The sequence below is a fragment of the Acaryochloris marina MBIC11017 genome, assembly GCF_000018105.1.
In the GTDB taxonomy this organism is placed as follows: Bacteria; Cyanobacteriota; Cyanobacteriia; order Thermosynechococcales; family Thermosynechococcaceae; genus Acaryochloris; species Acaryochloris marina.
The window spans coordinates 1,985,347-1,999,409 of record NC_009925.1 but is presented as its reverse complement, the minus strand read 5'-3'; the positions used below and the strand labels follow the sequence as shown (position 1 = coordinate 1,999,409).

Sequence of the window (14,063 nt, the reverse complement as noted above, 5' to 3'; positions counted from 1 at the left end):
AGATTGCCCCGAGGCGATCTTAAAAGAATGCTGTGACTGTCCTGGTTTGGAGAGCTGACTTTGTATGGTGGGGGGTGGGCAAATGCCCAGGTCCGATCAAACCACTCTGTTACGGCCTATTTTTTAACCCATAAGATTGCTTAGCCATCTCGTGGGGAATCCTCAGTCAACGCTTGTGATTCACAGGCAGGGAGTTCTTTAATGTCCATTGCTCATATGCCAGACTTGGTGGTCAGACCTGCCCCCCTCAGTTTGCCGATCGCTGGTGATCTAACGCCATTACCCCTTCAAAGACCTTTACTTATGATTGGCCATGGCACCCGAAATCCCAACGGCAGACAATGTTTCCTAGATTTTGCAACCCTCTACCAGGAACTCGATCGATCAAGACCGGTGTTTCCCTGCTTTTTAGAACTGACGGGACCCAGTATTCAAGAAGTCGTCGATCACTGTGTTGAGCAAGGCTATACGGAACTCTCGGCGCTACCGATTCTGCTATTTGCCGCCCGCCACAACAAGTTTGATGTCACCAACGAACTCGATCTAGCCCGCAAACGCCATCCCCAGTTGAAATATCACTATGGCCGTCATTTTGGGATTACGCCTGGGATTTTAGACCTATGGAAACAACGGTTAGAACTACTGGATAACCCCGAGCATAATCCTCAAGGCATTTCCCGTGAAGAGACTGTTTTGCTATTTGTGGGACGAGGCTCCAGCGACCCTGATGCCAATAGCGATGTCAGTAAAATGGCCCGCATCCTCTGGGAAGGCAGTAACTATCAGACTGTGGAAACCTGCTTTATTGGCATTACCCATCCCCGATTGGAAGAAGGATTCCGACGCGCACGGCTGTATCAGCCTAAGCGCATTGTTGTACTGCCCTATTTTCTGTTTACGGGCACGTTGGTGGAAAAGATTTTTGATATCTCAGCCCATCAGCAAGTGGCCTATCCAGATATTCAAGTGACTTGCTTGCCGGAAATGGGGCTGCATCCGGCCTTGGTTCAGGTGTTGCGCCAGCGGGAATTGGAAACTCAGTTAGGGCAAGTCCAGATGAATTGTGAGCTATGTAAATTTCGGCTGGCAGCTCTCAATGGTGAAGAACCCCATAGCCATAGTCATGATCATGGCCATAGCCACGATCACGGCCATCATGGTCACGGGCATAGCCACGCCACTATCAATGTGGATAAAGAAGCGGATTACCACAATCGTATTTGGCAAGTACCTTAAACTGCGTGGGTTTGTAACTGTCTAAGGGGTGGCTCATCTCGGTGGTGAGGGCTTGTCCCTGCCGTTAGTTGGTGAATCCAGCCGAGGTATCGGGTGCTGACGTTTTCAAAGCCAGCTTCGGTGACCCAGTCGTGGATGCTCTCTTTGGCGTAAACCGTAGAATAGGGTTCTCGAAATAGTCGAATCAGCCAGTCTGCATGGCGGAGGCGGTTTTGATTACCGTCCAAAATGATGAGTTGACCACCCGATTTCAGTAAGCGACGACATTCTTGCAAGACCAACCGTGAAATGCGCGGAGGCATTTCATGGAAGACCATGCAAATACTGATCACATCAAAGCTGTGAGCCTTTAAGTCTGTCGCTTCTGCTAAGCCATGCAGCCAATGGATGGTGAGCTGAGCCTTTTGGCTCTTATGTTGGGCGTGACACAACATATAGGGCGATAAATCTAGGCCAATGACTTCCGCTTGGGGATAGGTAGCTTTAAGCATCAAGGTCATGGAACCGGTTCCACAGCCTAAGTCCAGAATTCGTTGAGGTTGCCCTTGAATAGATTTCAAGACTTCTCGTCGCAGATTCATTTCATGGGGAGGACAGGCAAAGGCCGTAACCGCATCGTAGGTGACCGCAGCTTCTTTGCAGAGATAACCCCCTTCGACCCCATGAAAGTTGGGGATGCGGTAGTACTGAGGGTAGGCTAGATCTGGATTTCTGAGGGCATGACATCCTGCTTCCCAATCATAGGTATCGTATTGGTTTTGATTATCAGCACCAATCAGGATGCGGACAAATCCTTTTACACAAAGTTGCCATAGGGCCTGAGGTACCGTCGTCTTCAAAATCCTGGGGTTGTCGTCTACAGTGAAGTGAGTCAATCGGTGGGCTGATCTATCAGTCCAGGTTAGACCCAAGCCAACGCCGTTAACAGGCCACTATACCCAGATTGCACACTTGCTCACCATGATAAAGCCAACTCACTCCCCTTACTATCAAGCGGCAGAAGATTCGCTCGTTTCAGGAGTAGGGGGAAGTCAGACACCGCTCCCTTATCGGTCAATCCCTTTGTGGGGGGCGTCTGTTGCCTTCGTAGAGGAATTCGATGCGACCCTAGAGACCCTACAAGCGTTTTGTGAGCGGTTTGAAGCAGAAGTGGTGACGGACCTTGAAGATGAAATCACCCTTTTAGTGGTGGGAAATCAGGCCCCAACTATAGAAACTAGCGCTACGGCCTGTTCAGAAGCAGAGTTGTTGAACCTAACCGATTGGGTACCACCGTCGTTCCCGGCGTTGATTGATCGCCTGATTGCAGAAGGGTTTGATATTACCTATCGGTCGAATGAAGGAGATGGATTTCAGACGACTTTCCAGTGGTCAACAGAGAGTACTGAATTGTCCTCCGCGCTATTGGCTTATGCACGGCAGTCAGAGATTGTCCAACGCATTATGGAAGAGGCTCCTCGGCGCTACTCGGCTCGCCAGTTAGCTAAGGTGTCGGCAGACTTTACGCTGTTAGATGCCCAAGAGCCGAATCATGGGTGGTATCAGTTTTTAGAGGCATCTAAGTTTGCTTGGGATTTTGATGCAGTGAGCGATCGCATCATTGTCTCAGGTGTGTCTTTACTCAAAACCATGCAAGCCTGTGTGGGGGAGATTGCGGTTCTCGCCATTCATGATCAGGCTTTGGAAAATAGTGTGGATGCCGTTCATATAATTGGAGGGCTGGATTCCCAAGGACAGCTCATGGGTTTTATCTTGCATCGGGTGTGGACATGATGACTCAACTGCAGTGTATTCCTGCTTCTATGTGGGGTTGGAATTATAGAATTGAGACTTCTCAAGGAACCGCCAGGATCGAACTTAAGGTGATGAAGGATGAGGGTGAAATAATCCTACCCGACGCAAGTTACACCATTACACATCCGATGCTGTCTGGGGAATGGAGCTTGAAGCAAGATCGCGAGGAATCAATTGTTGCTCAAGCCCGGAAGCCAAATCCTTTGAGGCGTAAACTTGAGTTAACCTTTGGGACTCAAAAGCTCGTTTTGCAGGCAGTCTCACCTTTCCGGCGGGAATTCCAAATTCGTCAAGGTAGTCAGGTCTTGGGACGCATTCGTCCAGATAGTTTTTCATCGAGACAGGCAACGATTGCAGTCAATGCTCCTCTGGATTTGAAGATTCAATTGTTCCTGTTCTGGTTAACTGTGATGCTTTGGCGTCAAGGAGCCTCTTAGACCACTCACTACTGAAAGTAATGAAAAAGTTTTACCCAATAATCAAAGTTCTTGCCCCCATCCTGATTTGCGCTGCTATCGGTTTGGAAATATGGACGTTCTATGCCCTGCAGACCGGAAAACCGTTACCGCCGTTGCCCATGGGCCTCTTTTGGTTTGAACGATTTGCCTTAACGGCCCATGCTGTGGAAGGAGTTGTGGCGAGTCTATTTGCCAAGTCTCGTGAGCAGTCTCCCATTCCTTATGGGCTGTACACTTTTTTTGTCGGTACGGTGGGTTTATTGGAGTTATTGGAACAACCAGCTTCTAACAATCTCTAGACTCCCAAGAGGCGATGATGGTCTTACTGCATTATGGCTGCACATGACCTAGACAAGATCAAAGTCATTTCTTTTGATGGTGATATGACGTTGTGGGATTTCGAGAAAGTCATGCGCCATTCTCTAGCTCTCACGCTCCAGGAACTGAAACGTCACGTTCCTGATCGGGCTTCAGCCCAGTTGACCATAGACAAAATGATCGACATTCGCAAGACAGTTGCAGCTGAGTTGAAAGGAACAACCGTTAATCTCGAACAAATAAGGCTAAAAGCTTTTCAAAGAACATTGGAGTTTATTCATTGGGATGATCCAGCCCTGGCGGCTGCTTTGAATCAGCTCTACCTCAAACATCGATTTGAAGCTATCGAACTCTATTCTGATGTCATTCCTTGCTTAGATGTCCTCAAGGATCGCTTTGCCATTGGTCTGATTTCTAATGGGAACAGCTATCCAGAACGGTGTGGTTTGTCTGGTTATTTTGATTTCGTAATTTTTTCACAGGATATTGGGGTCGAAAAGCCCCAAGCTGAAATATTTCTTTCTGCTTGTGCTCAAGCCGGTTGTGCACCTGAACAATTGATGCATATTGGTGACTCTTTGGATTCAGATGTTGTAGGGGCAAATGGTGTTGGGGCTATTTCAGTATGGCTCAATCGAAATGATGAAGAAAATACATCACATGCTATACCCACCTATGAAATCCGTTCTCTGCTGGAAATGACTCAGATTTTTGAACGGTAATGATAATGTTTGAGATGACCAAGAAACGCTAGGCTATAGAGCTGACCTAGAAGAACGAATAATTGAACAGCTGACTCAAAGAGATTGCTTATAGTCTCGTCAATGATGCCCCACTTGTTTCTACTCTGTGTCCAGTAAGAACGCCTCATTAAGAGCTTGTTCAAGAAAATAGGGGCACTCTTCAGGAAAAGTTTTGAGGGGTAAGCCTGTTTCATCAGCGGCTTGTAACCTTGCTGCTAAATAGCAGTCTTGGTATTCCTGCTGAAGGTATGGATTCAGACTAGGAGAGTCTTTGAGAATGCGGGCGATTCGTCGTCGATGTTCACGGATAGACCCCCGCCAACTGGTAGATCGCTGCTCTGGCTGAAATTGCCATTTGAGTAAGTGAAGCAGCACAATTTCCAAATTGCTACAGAGCGCACGCCGATCGCGTTTCCCCAAGTCTTCCACCTCTTCAATCAGGTTCTCAATATCCAATTCATCAAATTTGCCTTGCTGTAATAGCAGGGTGGCTTGAGCAACCCATTGGGCAAAGTCAGCGTTGTAGAGTCGCTGATGGGATGTAGTGGGCTTCTGTAGGCTGGTCATGATGGCTACCGTTGCTCTCTCCACTCTGACATATATAACAGCTAAGACAGATTGAGAGAGCCGAAATGACTACTCCATCGAGAGTGTACCGTCCATTGCCATCAATTGATTGACGGCAGTCAAGGCAGAATAGCTCACTCCTGCCGTGCCTTCGCCGGGATGAGTTGAATCCCCGACTAGCCATAACCGCTTAATCGGAGTCCGTGTTGCAAATCCAAAAGGGCCAAAGGTAGATAGACGCTGACCGATGCCCCCGACTATGCCTTGGCTACGACCTGTAAAGTGGGCAAAGGTTCTGGGGGTTGCTGCTTCTTGGTGAATGATGGTGTCTGAAGTAAGGTGGAAGTATTGACTCAGACGTGCGATCGCACCCTCCGTATACTCCTGCTTCAGCGCATCATAATCCTCGGCTTCATCCCACAACTTTGGATCTGTAAAAGAAGACGCGATGATCGTGGCTTTGCCCTCGGGGGCGCGGCCATCCCCCGGTCGGCTGACGGATACAAATAGGGAGTTATTCTCGCCAATGGGGCCGTCATAGTCATAGAGAAACTGCAGATGGGGCGGGCAGTTCTCGGGAATGGCAGCCGCGTCTACCCCGAGATAAATCACAAAGGCCCCAGAGGAGGGCGGCAGTTTTTTGACTCGCTGTTGATACTGTCTGGGGGCATCCTCTCCCAGCAAACGGACGAGGTTTTGCACTGTTACATTGGCCACCACATGGTCCGCCGATTCCGTCCAAGTCTCACCTGTTTTTTGCTGACGGATTAATACACCTAACAATTCCTGACTATGCACCTGAATTTGGTCAACGCTATGGCCCATATGCAGTTCACCGCCATGCTTTTTCAGGGCTTCGACGATGCGATCGCTCAGGACCTGCATACTGCCGTGCAAATGAAACAAGCCCTGAGGGGCTTGCGATACGCCTAATGCCGTTGCCGCATATAGTAAGGCAGTCTGGTCTGCATTCACCTGGGAATAAAGCTTGAGTTGGAGGTCCAAAAACGTTTTTAAGCGGCGTTGATTTCCGAGACCTGTGAGTCTGAGGAGTTGCCCTACCGTTGTAAATAGATGAGGAACCGTCAGTAAGGTATCGGGACGCACGGCTTGTAAGAGCTGCCAGCCATCCCAGAGATTACGTGGGGGAATCACCGGATCGCGGGATTGAAACCCCCAGTTATAGCGAAATAGGTTCGCCAGAAGTTGCCAAAATCCGTCACTGCCGGGAAAGTGTTTTTCCCGTTCTGCCTGCCATTGGTCTGGGTCTCGCCAGACAGAAATGGGCTCTGTTTCTCCCGGCAAAAAGACAGCGCATGCCGGATCACAATGGCTTGCAGTTGGGATCTCAACCCCTAATTCCTGAAAAATCCGATGATGGATGCCGCCAGGTTCTAAACCTGCTACTTGGGTTGCCCCCACATCAAAGGTGAACCCTCGCCGTTTAAAGGTAGAGGCGCAGCCCCCTGGCACCCAGGCTTGGTCGAAGACTTTGACGCGATAGCCGCGCTTCGCTAAGAGTGCTCCAGCCGTTAAGCCACCAATGCCTGCACCAATGACAACGACATCAGTTTCGTGGGGTGACTTAGACATGGGGGAGAGATGGGTTTGTTACATTTCTTAATAAAATTATAACGTTAACCTACCCCGACCGGGGTAGTGGTGACATTAAATGAGGATTACGAACATTGCCAGCCCCAATCCCAATTTCTCTGCCCCCTCACCCGTTGGTGGCTGTAGTTGACCAAGGTTTTTGCTGTCCATAGTTTCATGCCTGCAAGGACTGGATCGAAAGATGGACTAAATTGAGTGTTGGCACTGTAGAGGGCACTTTTACAATTCGCATCTTGGAGTAGACAATCCGTGAGATTAGCGTCCCGAAGATCGGTGCCCATCAGTTGAGCTTGGTGGAGATTCGCTCCCTGGAGATTGGCCCCCCTCAAGTAAGCATGGGATAAATTGGCTCGCTGTAACTGGACTTGTTGCATCGAAGCCCTTTCCAAGTGGCTACGGTAGAGGTAACATCCCTGCATATTTGCCTGGTCTAAGCATCCAGCGGTGAGAATAGATCGTTGTAGGTTAGCTCGCTGTAGACTGGCTGCCTGCATATTTACAGCAGTTAAGTCCAGGTATTTAAGGACCACGCCATCTAAGTGAACTTCTGCTAGATCGATTCCGTGGAAGGAGGTTTGACCCATGAGACATCGGTCTAAAAATGGCAATCCTTTGCTTAAAAATGAGTCTGAGATGCTGATATTCATCAATTCTGAGGTAAAAGCAGTAAGGAAGTCTCAGTTTCAGCATTCCCGGCTGGCTGCTTTTTACTTCTCAAGATAAATAAAGTTCATGATTTTGGGCAAAAAGGTGAACAAATATGAACGGCTGGGGATCATTAGAGCCCTAGCACTTCCTTAGATGTTGTTTAAGTTCCCCGGTATTGATCCGACCACCTTCTACCCTATGAATATTGGTCAACTTGATTACCCAGACTGAGCATTGATCAATTGTTGGGGTTCGTTTTGTCACCCCCAAACCCCAGCCAAATATCTTCAAAATGGCGAAAGGAGTAAACAATGTCAGACTTTCAGGATTGTTTGAAGCGGCGGTTTGCATCAGTGGCGATTGGTGAGTTCAAACCAGGTAAGTTTGCCGAGGTTCAACATCTGTATGAACAAGCGATCGCAACCTATTCTGATGGCTTTGAAGGAGCCTATCTCTTCCAAGAACCCGGTACAGACAAAGGTGTATCGGTGATTCTTTGGGACAACCTAGAAGATATGGAAGCCCATGAGGGCGAAGAACAAAAAGCGATTCTTAGTAAAATGGCTCCCTTTTTCTCTGAGTCGCCTCAAGTCTCTGTCTATGAACTTGTCTGCAAAATTGACCCGAATGAAACGCCAAAATCAGGTGCATAGATCGGGGGGGCTTGTGCTTCGGTTTATGGAGTCACCCATATTCAACCTTCTGTATTGGCATGAGTGCGGGCTATCTTGTACAGATGGAGATGAGGGACGATTATTTGCGTACGTCCCTTGCCAGCATACGATTGGATGGCCTCTTGGTCCTGGATAGGGTGATCAGTGGTTGGGATGCTTGAGGCCAGTGCCACTCGGGTTGAGTCACTTATGTGGCTTGGCTCAGCCTATTGACCACTTTCAAGTTCCCCATTAATCTGCTGAGCACGGCTCCAGATATCACTGCATACATAGGGAATGACAGAACCATAAATACGCTTGCTCCTGTCACTCCACCGCCGGGATGAAGCCCCGATGTTACGGCTAAAGCTGCTAAAAGTGCCAGACATATATGTAGTGCAATCCATGACCAGGAGCGAACTAACGGGAGATCCATCAGCAGCCATTGAAAGAGTCCCATTAATGCTCCAGCTCCCAGTAGTCCTGCTACTCCGGAGAGGGCGTCTGCGTCGATCGCTTGCAATACCACTCCATTGTTGAGGATGGGCGTATAAAACAGGTTACACAAGGTGAAAAAGATGCCCATCCAACCTAGGGTTGACGCCAGAATCCACCATCGTGCCCGCTGAAGGAATCGTTTTAGGACGAACCACTGCGCTAGGCCCACGCTAAATCCAACTGTCAGTCCGCCTGCAAAGATTGCACCAAAGAACAAACAGCCGATGGCACTTTGCCCGTAACCACAGAACTTCACCCTGATGAGCAGATCCCCCAGCAACAAAAATCCGGCGGGTACGGTCAGGAGACAAAGGATTCCCCCACCGATTAATCCCAACATGGTGTGGGTCAGCCACTTACGAAATAAGTTTCGTCTCTGAAGAGGGCTAGGCATAAAGCAAGGACGATGAAGGGTGTCCTTAGCGTGCCCTTCTAGAGGAGGATGAATGCCAGTTTGACGGCTCCAAACGCAAAAAGTGATTGGTGCTGAAATGGATCTAGTGAACATCGACAACACATAGCGTAAACACCTAAAGCGCTTTTTCCCGTAGAGTGTTGTTGAGCATAGCTAGTGTGCAATCTTCCTCCTACGTCGTCAGAGGCCACTGATGTTTTGGGAATCTTGGGAAAAAGACGGAGGTTGGTAAAGGTGGTTGCGATCGCAGAATCAAACCGATGCAAAGCCCATTGTGTTGGTTAGTCACCAGCGCGATTCAGGCGTCTTGCGGTCCTTACTGCTCAAAATGCTGGGTGAGCGGGCGATAGAAAATTGATGTCGCTAAATTTTCGGAGAAAATCAGTCCATGTCTAGATGCCTAGATATCGTTCTAGAAAACACTGGATTCTGTGCTTTACCTGCTGAGATGGATCTCAAAGGTGAAGAGCTGATGTTTGGGGGCAATCTGCCTGCTGCGAGTCTTTTGTTGGAAGATATTGCAGAAGACTTAAACATTACACCTCTCAGTGCCTTTATGCTTGAAGAAAACGATGGCGGAAAAGCATTAGAAACTAGTCCTGAATGGTATGACCCTAACCAAGGGCTGGACACCGTTCAAAAGCTTTTGAATTATCTACTGGCTTATCCAGAAGTCGATAAAAGTCCGGAGGGGGTCCATTGGGTTTTATGGGATCTGAGGGCTCTAGAATTAATTCTGCGTGATGCTGTCCAGAGCAACGACCGGTTTTACTTGGAAGAAGGGTAAGTGTTGTCCCCCTTCTGTTGGAGGACTCTGGAAGCGGGATGCTCTCAATGGGCTATTCACTATTTTTTGCGCAGTCGAAGAACTAGCATCACGAAACTGAGTCCTACGCCAATACTGATGCTGATCCATACAACCTTGGGTAGACCTGATTTTGACGAAGACAAGGGCGTATCTGTTGACTGGACAGGTGGAGAGGGCTTTGGGCTACTGCCTTTAGCGACAGTGACGGGAAAACTAAACTGAAATGGCTGGAATGCATCGCCTGTTTGTGGCTGGCCTTGAATGCTCAATTGGTATGCCCCCGGTTTTGGGAACGTCACATCAGCGCCAGGAATATTTTGGTATTGCTCTGCGGAGACGGCGGTTAAAGGCGGTTGGGCAATTGTCTGTCCATTTTCCTCTGCAATCACCTGCAGATGGCAGTCGCATTGGGAGAGAGGGATGGTACTGCCCCCCTTTTGGGTAAGGACGAACCAGACTTGAGCAGGGTCTCCTGCCCTTGGATTGTGATCAGGTTCTAAATGAAAGGTGACGGCAACTGAGTCGGATGCTTTGACCGTATGGGCCTGGCTGGGGCCGCCCAATAATCCAACTGCTAAGAAGGCTAAACTACCGCAATGGAGAAGACGCACCATAAAATTTCTCCAGTGAGAACAAGGCCCATACCCAACGGCAGCGGATCAGTAAAACCAGGAGGATTGCCGTTGTGATCGCAACAGTTCTCCCCAAATGCACCCCTGTCCATTCCAGCCCCCCTAAATAATGGGATCCGATCATCACCGTATGGCTGCCTGCTAATAGGAGAGCAGGGATACTGAGAAGATGGAGTCGTCGCCAATGGGAACCTAATCGTTGCACCATCCAATTGGTACTGGTTGTAGCTAACGGAATGAGCAAGGTTAATGCAGCGATACCTGTCCAGAGACCTGCTTGATGGAGGGGCAGCATAAAGGGAACCGCTGTGAGAGACCACTGAAAGGAATGGTCGAGTACCCGCAATACATGGATGAGTGAGAGGATAAAGGCCCCAACCCCCAATAACCGTCGATAGTGCAGTGGAGCTGACCACAAAGGTTGGATGGGACGGGCGAGGAGGGCCAACATTAATAACAACAAGGCGGTATGGCTGCTGTAGTCCTGCATTTCTCCCGTTCTGAGGACGGTCAGCACACCAATGATCAGCATCAGCCAGCCCCCTAACAGAAAGAGCTGGCTGCGTCGATCCTGGCTAAGAATGGCAGTGGAAAGCCCCACTCCTAACAAGGTTGGCATCGTTCCCAACCCGAAACACAGCATCGTGGCACTTCCGAGTAACCAGTCCCCTGTGGCTGCGGCTTTAATTTGGGCTGCATACAGAAAGCCACAGGGAATGAGTCCCCAAACCATGCCCAGTAACGCAGGCGTCCACCAGTGGGGTTGATGGGCCAACCCTGCCATGGCTCGATTGAAACGCTCATGCAGCCCCAATTTCAATAATGGGTGCGGCAAGGGTAGTTTAGGTAGCCAGCCGGGACGAATTTGCCGAACTCCCAGCCAGATCAACAAGCCACCCATCAAAAAGGCAATGCTACGACGAAGAACACTATCGATGCCCGCCAGCTCTCCCCCCGCAACCAGGACAGAACTAAGGGCACCAATGGCTGCTCCGATCAGGCCATAACTTAGACTTCGTCCCAGATTGAGCAGAAGATGAAAGGTTAGTTGTTGTCGCACGTTCGGGATCCACCGGAGGTCAGGGCAAAGCTGGCGGCTAAGGGTCCACACATACCGACGCAATGGCCAAAGCTGCCGACAAATCCCAGGGCTGTGACGAGCAACAGGTCTAGCATTTTAGGGTCGGGGCGCAACCTGAATCACTGCAGTGTCGCTGATGGGTTGGCCTCGACGCACGAGGGCTTCATGGCCGTTGCTGTTGAGGGTGACTTTGAGGGTGTTCGTGCCTGTGGGTAACTCAGAGAGATAGTACCAATTGCCGTAAAGACGAGTTACTTTTTTGTCATTGATATACAGGTGAGCATGGCCTTCGGAGATTTTACTCGGGGCATTGACTTTGGTGGGGGCAAAGTTAAAGTTAGTGACCTTTAGTTCTAAATTCCAGCCCTGGACCTGATCAGGATGAGCGACTAACTCGACCGTGGGTGGGGCTTGATTGGCGGAAATTTCGAGTTGTTTATGGTGCTTGTGGTGATGATGTTTGGTTTTCTGATCGGCGGATGAGACGGTTTGGGGCTGAGTATGGTGGGATTGCACAATTTGGGGTGTCACCAAAGTCCCGACCCCGATATAAACCGCTAGTAAAGCCCCTTTCCGAACAGAAGTCATAATCAGATTCCCCAGTGGAGTGAGATGAGATCGCAAGTCAAAAACAACTTCAAATTTGACTGGCAAACCATTTGCCACAACTATCCTGGGTGAAGCGTTCTGAAAAAGTCAAACGACAGTCTGTCGTACATGGAGATGGATGAATTGCTAACGGAATGGGCGCCCTTAACCTTCCCAAATTTGCAGTTGTCTGGATGCGGCAACGAAGCAATTGAGCGCTTTGGGGGGATAGAGAAAGTGGTCATAGGCAACAGCCATCTGCCGAGCGGCTTCGGCATAGGGAACTCGGCCAATCCCTGTTCCTAAACCAGGACAGGCAATACTCCGTATCGGGGTTTGGGACTGTTGATTATGTTGTCGGACTGCTAGCAACATGGCCCACATAGCGCTATAGGGAATATCTGTGCCTTTGATAATCATGGGCACCCGCATGGTTGGGGTATGGGCTAAGTAAGGATGTTGGGGATGTCCAGTCTCAACGATCATGGAGGTGCCAATGGGCTGTTCTCCCAAATATGTTTCTAGGATTTGGGATTTAACGTTCCATTCCAGTTCCACGCCGAAAAATTTCGTGATCGCGGCGTCCATACCGCCATCCATCATGCCGAAGGAATTAGCAGGACTCACCAGGCAGTCAAACTCGGTTAACCACTCAAAATAATTATGAACGACTTCAACGTTAGGTAAATGCTCGAAGGATTTGCGAAACGCCCCGTACAGCTTAGCTGCAGGCGCTACAAGGATTAATTTTGTCAACTAAAAGCTCCATAGGGCTTGAGTCTAGCAAGCCCTATGGAGCAGCGTCAATTTGATGGTTGAAGTATGTGAAAGCAAGCGACTATGGTTGTGCAAAAGATATATTGGGCAGAATTAGCAGCTTTTAAAAATATGTCAGTTACTGCATTGCTAAGACAAATTACTAAAACTGGATTAGACATTCTCCAGAAAGATTTAGAGATTTATGAAGACATAATTGCAGAGCTAGCTCCTAAAAATACTGATATACCTTTGATTGCAGATATTTCCGAATTGACATTAGAGCAAAGGCAAATCCTGGATGAAATCACATCAGATGCAAATGAGGTTTGTAATGTGTGGACGGAATGGGACGTTGAAATGTTAGTTGACCTAAAACGTGACTGCCCAAAGAATTATGAGCGTTGGAAACAGAGCCTATATTCAATTGTTTGTAGTGAAAAAAACTGTTCATATCTGTATTTAGGGCAGGCATGGGATTGGGGCAGCTATGTGCTGAGGAATGGTCAAGCGATGAATCATTTGGATTGCATATGTGTAGCTAATGATTTAAACCGCGTTAATATTTTTGCTGGTAAACCTGTTGATCCAACAGATTCATACCCTTGCTGTTGGTACCAGGACGTGAGTGAAGTGGCAGAAATTTCACGAGTGTTATCAGCAATTGGTGAGAAAGAGGTTCGGCGACGGTTTGAGCAAGCAGCGAAAATAAATCCACCAATTTACCGAGGCGGATGGTCAGAAGATCAATATCCATTCCTGCAAGAGTTTTTGCAAGAGATTCAGCTTTTCTATCAGGTTACTGCTGATCAAGGGTTGGGAATGGTCTCCTCTTGCTGTTGAAAACTCTGTGGAAAAATGATTCTGGTGTCCATAAGCCTGGAAAGCTTGTTGAAAAAGTATTTGAGTGATTCTGGATTTGATGATCGTAAATATTAGATAGAGGTAATCTTGGCTCTAGCAAAAAAAGAAAGTCGAACGCTAGTAACGGGCGATGTCCGGTATCGCTGGGTCGTGTCGCCTGATAGTGGCTTTATGATTCTGGTTGTCATAGATGATGAATCGTCAGGCCAAAAATTGGAAGTCCAGATGGATTACAGTGATCCGTCTGAACATCAACAATATCGGCAAATCACCCCAGGCTTTGTAGTGACATGCATTGAAGAGGCGCTTCAGAAGGGTTGGCAGCCAAGAACTCCGGGACTTAAACCATTGCGCATCTCGCTTCAGAACTGAAGGTTATCACAATCTACT

At 48.6% G+C, this 14,063-nt stretch carries 18 protein-coding genes and 1 pseudogene; 9 read left to right on the top strand and 10 right to left on the bottom strand.

Annotated features, from left to right (window positions below; all coding sequences use genetic code 11):
* Positions 1 to 216: 216 nt before the first annotated feature.
* Positions 217 to 1,236 carry a sirohydrochlorin chelatase gene (locus AM1_RS08995; protein ID WP_148215893.1) on the top strand — a complete coding sequence of 340 codons (1,020 nt, stop codon included), beginning with the start codon at positions 217 to 219 and terminating at the stop codon, positions 1,234 to 1,236.
* Here the strand turns inward: AM1_RS08995 and AM1_RS08990 are convergent.
* The gene (locus AM1_RS08990) at positions 1,233 to 2,111 is read right to left on the bottom strand and encodes a class I SAM-dependent methyltransferase (protein ID WP_148215703.1); all 879 of its coding nucleotides are present in this window, start codon (positions 2,109 to 2,111) and stop codon (positions 1,233 to 1,235) included. The genes AM1_RS08995 and AM1_RS08990 overlap by 4 nt on opposite strands.
* Positions 2,112 to 2,196: 85 nt before the next feature.
* Here AM1_RS08990 and AM1_RS08985 point away from each other — a divergent pair, with 85 nt between their 5' ends.
* From AM1_RS08985 to AM1_RS08970, 4 genes are read left to right on the top strand one after another with little or no spacing between them, the layout of a single operon-like run.
* Positions 2,197 to 3,009 (top strand): hypothetical protein, encoded by an 813-nt coding sequence (locus AM1_RS08985; protein ID WP_012162519.1) that lies wholly within the window; start codon positions 2,197 to 2,199, stop codon positions 3,007 to 3,009.
* Positions 3,006 to 3,467, top strand: coding sequence for a hypothetical protein (locus tag AM1_RS08980; protein ID WP_012162518.1), 462 nt, complete (start codon positions 3,006 to 3,008; stop codon positions 3,465 to 3,467). Before AM1_RS08985 ends, AM1_RS08980 begins: the two co-directional genes overlap by 4 nt.
* Before the next feature lie 20 nt (positions 3,468 to 3,487).
* A complete protein-coding gene (locus tag AM1_RS08975; protein WP_049783714.1) occupies positions 3,488 to 3,787 on the top strand; it encodes a hypothetical protein in 300 nt (99 codons plus the stop codon).
* A 33-nt stretch (positions 3,788 to 3,820) separates the two neighbouring features.
* Positions 3,821 to 4,528, top strand: a complete 708-nt coding sequence (locus AM1_RS08970; RefSeq protein ID WP_012162516.1) for an HAD family hydrolase — start codon at positions 3,821 to 3,823, stop codon at positions 4,526 to 4,528.
* 120 nt (positions 4,529 to 4,648) lie between these two features.
* Here the strand turns inward: AM1_RS08970 and AM1_RS08965 are convergent, their stop codons facing one another.
* The 3 genes from AM1_RS08965 to AM1_RS08955 all read right to left on the bottom strand — a co-directional run bounded on the left by AM1_RS08965 (position 4,649) and on the right by AM1_RS08955 (position 7,314).
* Positions 4,649 to 5,116 (bottom strand): DUF29 domain-containing protein, encoded by a 468-nt coding sequence (locus AM1_RS08965; protein ID WP_012162515.1) that lies wholly within the window; start codon positions 5,114 to 5,116, stop codon positions 4,649 to 4,651.
* A 69-nt stretch (positions 5,117 to 5,185) separates the two neighbouring features.
* Positions 5,186 to 6,709 carry a C-3',4' desaturase CrtD gene (gene crtD, locus AM1_RS08960; protein WP_012162514.1) on the bottom strand — a complete coding sequence of 508 codons (1,524 nt, stop codon included), beginning with the start codon at positions 6,707 to 6,709 and terminating at the stop codon, positions 5,186 to 5,188.
* An 86-nt stretch (positions 6,710 to 6,795) separates the two neighbouring features.
* Positions 6,796 to 7,314 carry a pentapeptide repeat-containing protein gene (locus tag AM1_RS08955; protein WP_238549202.1) on the bottom strand — a complete coding sequence of 173 codons (519 nt, stop codon included), beginning with the start codon at positions 7,312 to 7,314 and terminating at the stop codon, positions 6,796 to 6,798.
* A 375-nt stretch (positions 7,315 to 7,689) separates the two neighbouring features.
* Here AM1_RS08955 and AM1_RS08950 point away from each other — a divergent pair, with 375 nt between their 5' ends.
* Positions 7,690 to 8,031: an antibiotic biosynthesis monooxygenase family protein gene (locus tag AM1_RS08950; RefSeq protein WP_010467412.1), complete on the top strand. Its 342-nt coding sequence runs from the start codon at positions 7,690 to 7,692 to the stop codon at positions 8,029 to 8,031.
* A gap of 208 nt (positions 8,032 to 8,239) precedes the next feature.
* On the opposite strand, the gene AM1_RS08945 is transcribed toward AM1_RS08950, so the two are convergent.
* Both AM1_RS08945 and AM1_RS40910 read right to left on the bottom strand, forming a co-directional pair.
* Positions 8,240 to 8,923 carry a hypothetical protein gene (locus AM1_RS08945; protein ID WP_041659480.1) on the bottom strand — a complete coding sequence of 228 codons (684 nt, stop codon included), beginning with the start codon at positions 8,921 to 8,923 and terminating at the stop codon, positions 8,240 to 8,242.
* A 38-nt stretch (positions 8,924 to 8,961) separates the two neighbouring features.
* Positions 8,962 to 9,210: a hypothetical protein gene (locus AM1_RS40910; RefSeq protein ID WP_148215701.1), complete on the bottom strand. Its 249-nt coding sequence runs from the start codon at positions 9,208 to 9,210 to the stop codon at positions 8,962 to 8,964.
* Between the two features lie 122 nt (positions 9,211 to 9,332).
* On the opposite strand from AM1_RS40910, the gene AM1_RS08940 reads away from it, so the two are divergent.
* Entirely contained in the window at positions 9,333 to 9,731 is a 399-nt protein-coding gene (locus tag AM1_RS08940; RefSeq protein WP_012162510.1) for a hypothetical protein, read from the top strand.
* Between the two features lie 59 nt (positions 9,732 to 9,790).
* Here AM1_RS08940 and AM1_RS08935 read toward each other — a convergent pair whose 3' ends face one another.
* From AM1_RS08935 to AM1_RS08920, 4 genes and pseudogenes are all read right to left on the bottom strand, one after another.
* Positions 9,791 to 10,366: a hypothetical protein gene (locus AM1_RS08935; protein ID WP_012162509.1), complete on the bottom strand. Its 576-nt coding sequence runs from the start codon at positions 10,364 to 10,366 to the stop codon at positions 9,791 to 9,793.
* Positions 10,341 to 11,560, bottom strand: a pseudogene (locus AM1_RS43940) (urease accessory protein UreH domain-containing protein). The gene AM1_RS08935 and the pseudogene AM1_RS43940 overlap by 26 nt, the downstream one beginning before the upstream one ends.
* Position 11,561: 1 nt before the next feature.
* On the bottom strand, positions 11,562 to 12,053 hold the full coding sequence (locus AM1_RS08925) for a hypothetical protein (RefSeq protein WP_238549201.1): 492 nt from the start codon (positions 12,051 to 12,053) through the stop codon (positions 11,562 to 11,564).
* A gap of 165 nt (positions 12,054 to 12,218) precedes the next feature.
* Positions 12,219 to 12,809, bottom strand: a complete 591-nt coding sequence (locus AM1_RS08920; RefSeq protein ID WP_012162507.1) for a macro domain-containing protein — start codon at positions 12,807 to 12,809, stop codon at positions 12,219 to 12,221.
* An 84-nt stretch (positions 12,810 to 12,893) separates the two neighbouring features.
* On the opposite strand from AM1_RS08920, the gene AM1_RS08915 reads away from it, so the two are divergent.
* Entirely contained in the window at positions 12,894 to 13,652 is a 759-nt protein-coding gene (locus AM1_RS08915) for a DUF1877 family protein (RefSeq protein ID WP_012162506.1), read from the top strand.
* Between the two features lie 108 nt (positions 13,653 to 13,760).
* On the top strand, positions 13,761 to 14,045 hold the full coding sequence (locus AM1_RS08910) for a hypothetical protein (RefSeq protein WP_041659478.1): 285 nt from the start codon (positions 13,761 to 13,763) through the stop codon (positions 14,043 to 14,045).
* The last annotated feature ends 18 nt before the right edge of the window (positions 14,046 to 14,063 follow it).

Bases quoted from the DNA above. Each gene is read 5' to 3' on its own strand.
- AM1_RS08945 (WP_041659480.1), bottom strand. From the start codon at position 8,923: ATGCCTAGCCCTCTTCAGAGACGAAACTTATTTCGTAAGTGGCTGACC.
- AM1_RS08995 (WP_148215893.1), top strand. From the start codon at position 217: ATGCCAGACTTGGTGGTCAGACCTGCCCCCCTCAGTTTGCCGATCGCT.
- AM1_RS08935 (WP_012162509.1), bottom strand. From the start codon at position 10,366: ATGGTGCGTCTTCTCCATTGCGGTAGTTTAGCCTTCTTAGCAGTTGGA.
- AM1_RS08950 (WP_010467412.1), top strand. From the start codon at position 7,690: ATGTCAGACTTTCAGGATTGTTTGAAGCGGCGGTTTGCATCAGTGGCG.
- AM1_RS08915 (WP_012162506.1), top strand. From the start codon at position 12,894: ATGGTTGTGCAAAAGATATATTGGGCAGAATTAGCAGCTTTTAAAAAT.
- AM1_RS08980 (WP_012162518.1), top strand. From the start codon at position 3,006: ATGATGACTCAACTGCAGTGTATTCCTGCTTCTATGTGGGGTTGGAAT.
- crtD (WP_012162514.1), bottom strand. From the start codon at position 6,709: ATGTCTAAGTCACCCCACGAAACTGATGTCGTTGTCATTGGTGCAGGC.
- AM1_RS08925 (WP_238549201.1), bottom strand. From the start codon at position 12,053: ATGACTTCTGTTCGGAAAGGGGCTTTACTAGCGGTTTATATCGGGGTC.
- AM1_RS08975 (WP_049783714.1), top strand. From the start codon at position 3,488: ATGAAAAAGTTTTACCCAATAATCAAAGTTCTTGCCCCCATCCTGATT.
- AM1_RS08970 (WP_012162516.1), top strand. From the start codon at position 3,821: ATGGCTGCACATGACCTAGACAAGATCAAAGTCATTTCTTTTGATGGT.
- AM1_RS08985 (WP_012162519.1), top strand. From the start codon at position 2,197: ATGATAAAGCCAACTCACTCCCCTTACTATCAAGCGGCAGAAGATTCG.
- AM1_RS08965 (WP_012162515.1), bottom strand. From the start codon at position 5,116: ATGACCAGCCTACAGAAGCCCACTACATCCCATCAGCGACTCTACAAC.
- AM1_RS08940 (WP_012162510.1), top strand. From the start codon at position 9,333: ATGTCTAGATGCCTAGATATCGTTCTAGAAAACACTGGATTCTGTGCT.
- AM1_RS08955 (WP_238549202.1), bottom strand. From the start codon at position 7,314: ATGGGTCAAACCTCCTTCCACGGAATCGATCTAGCAGAAGTTCACTTA.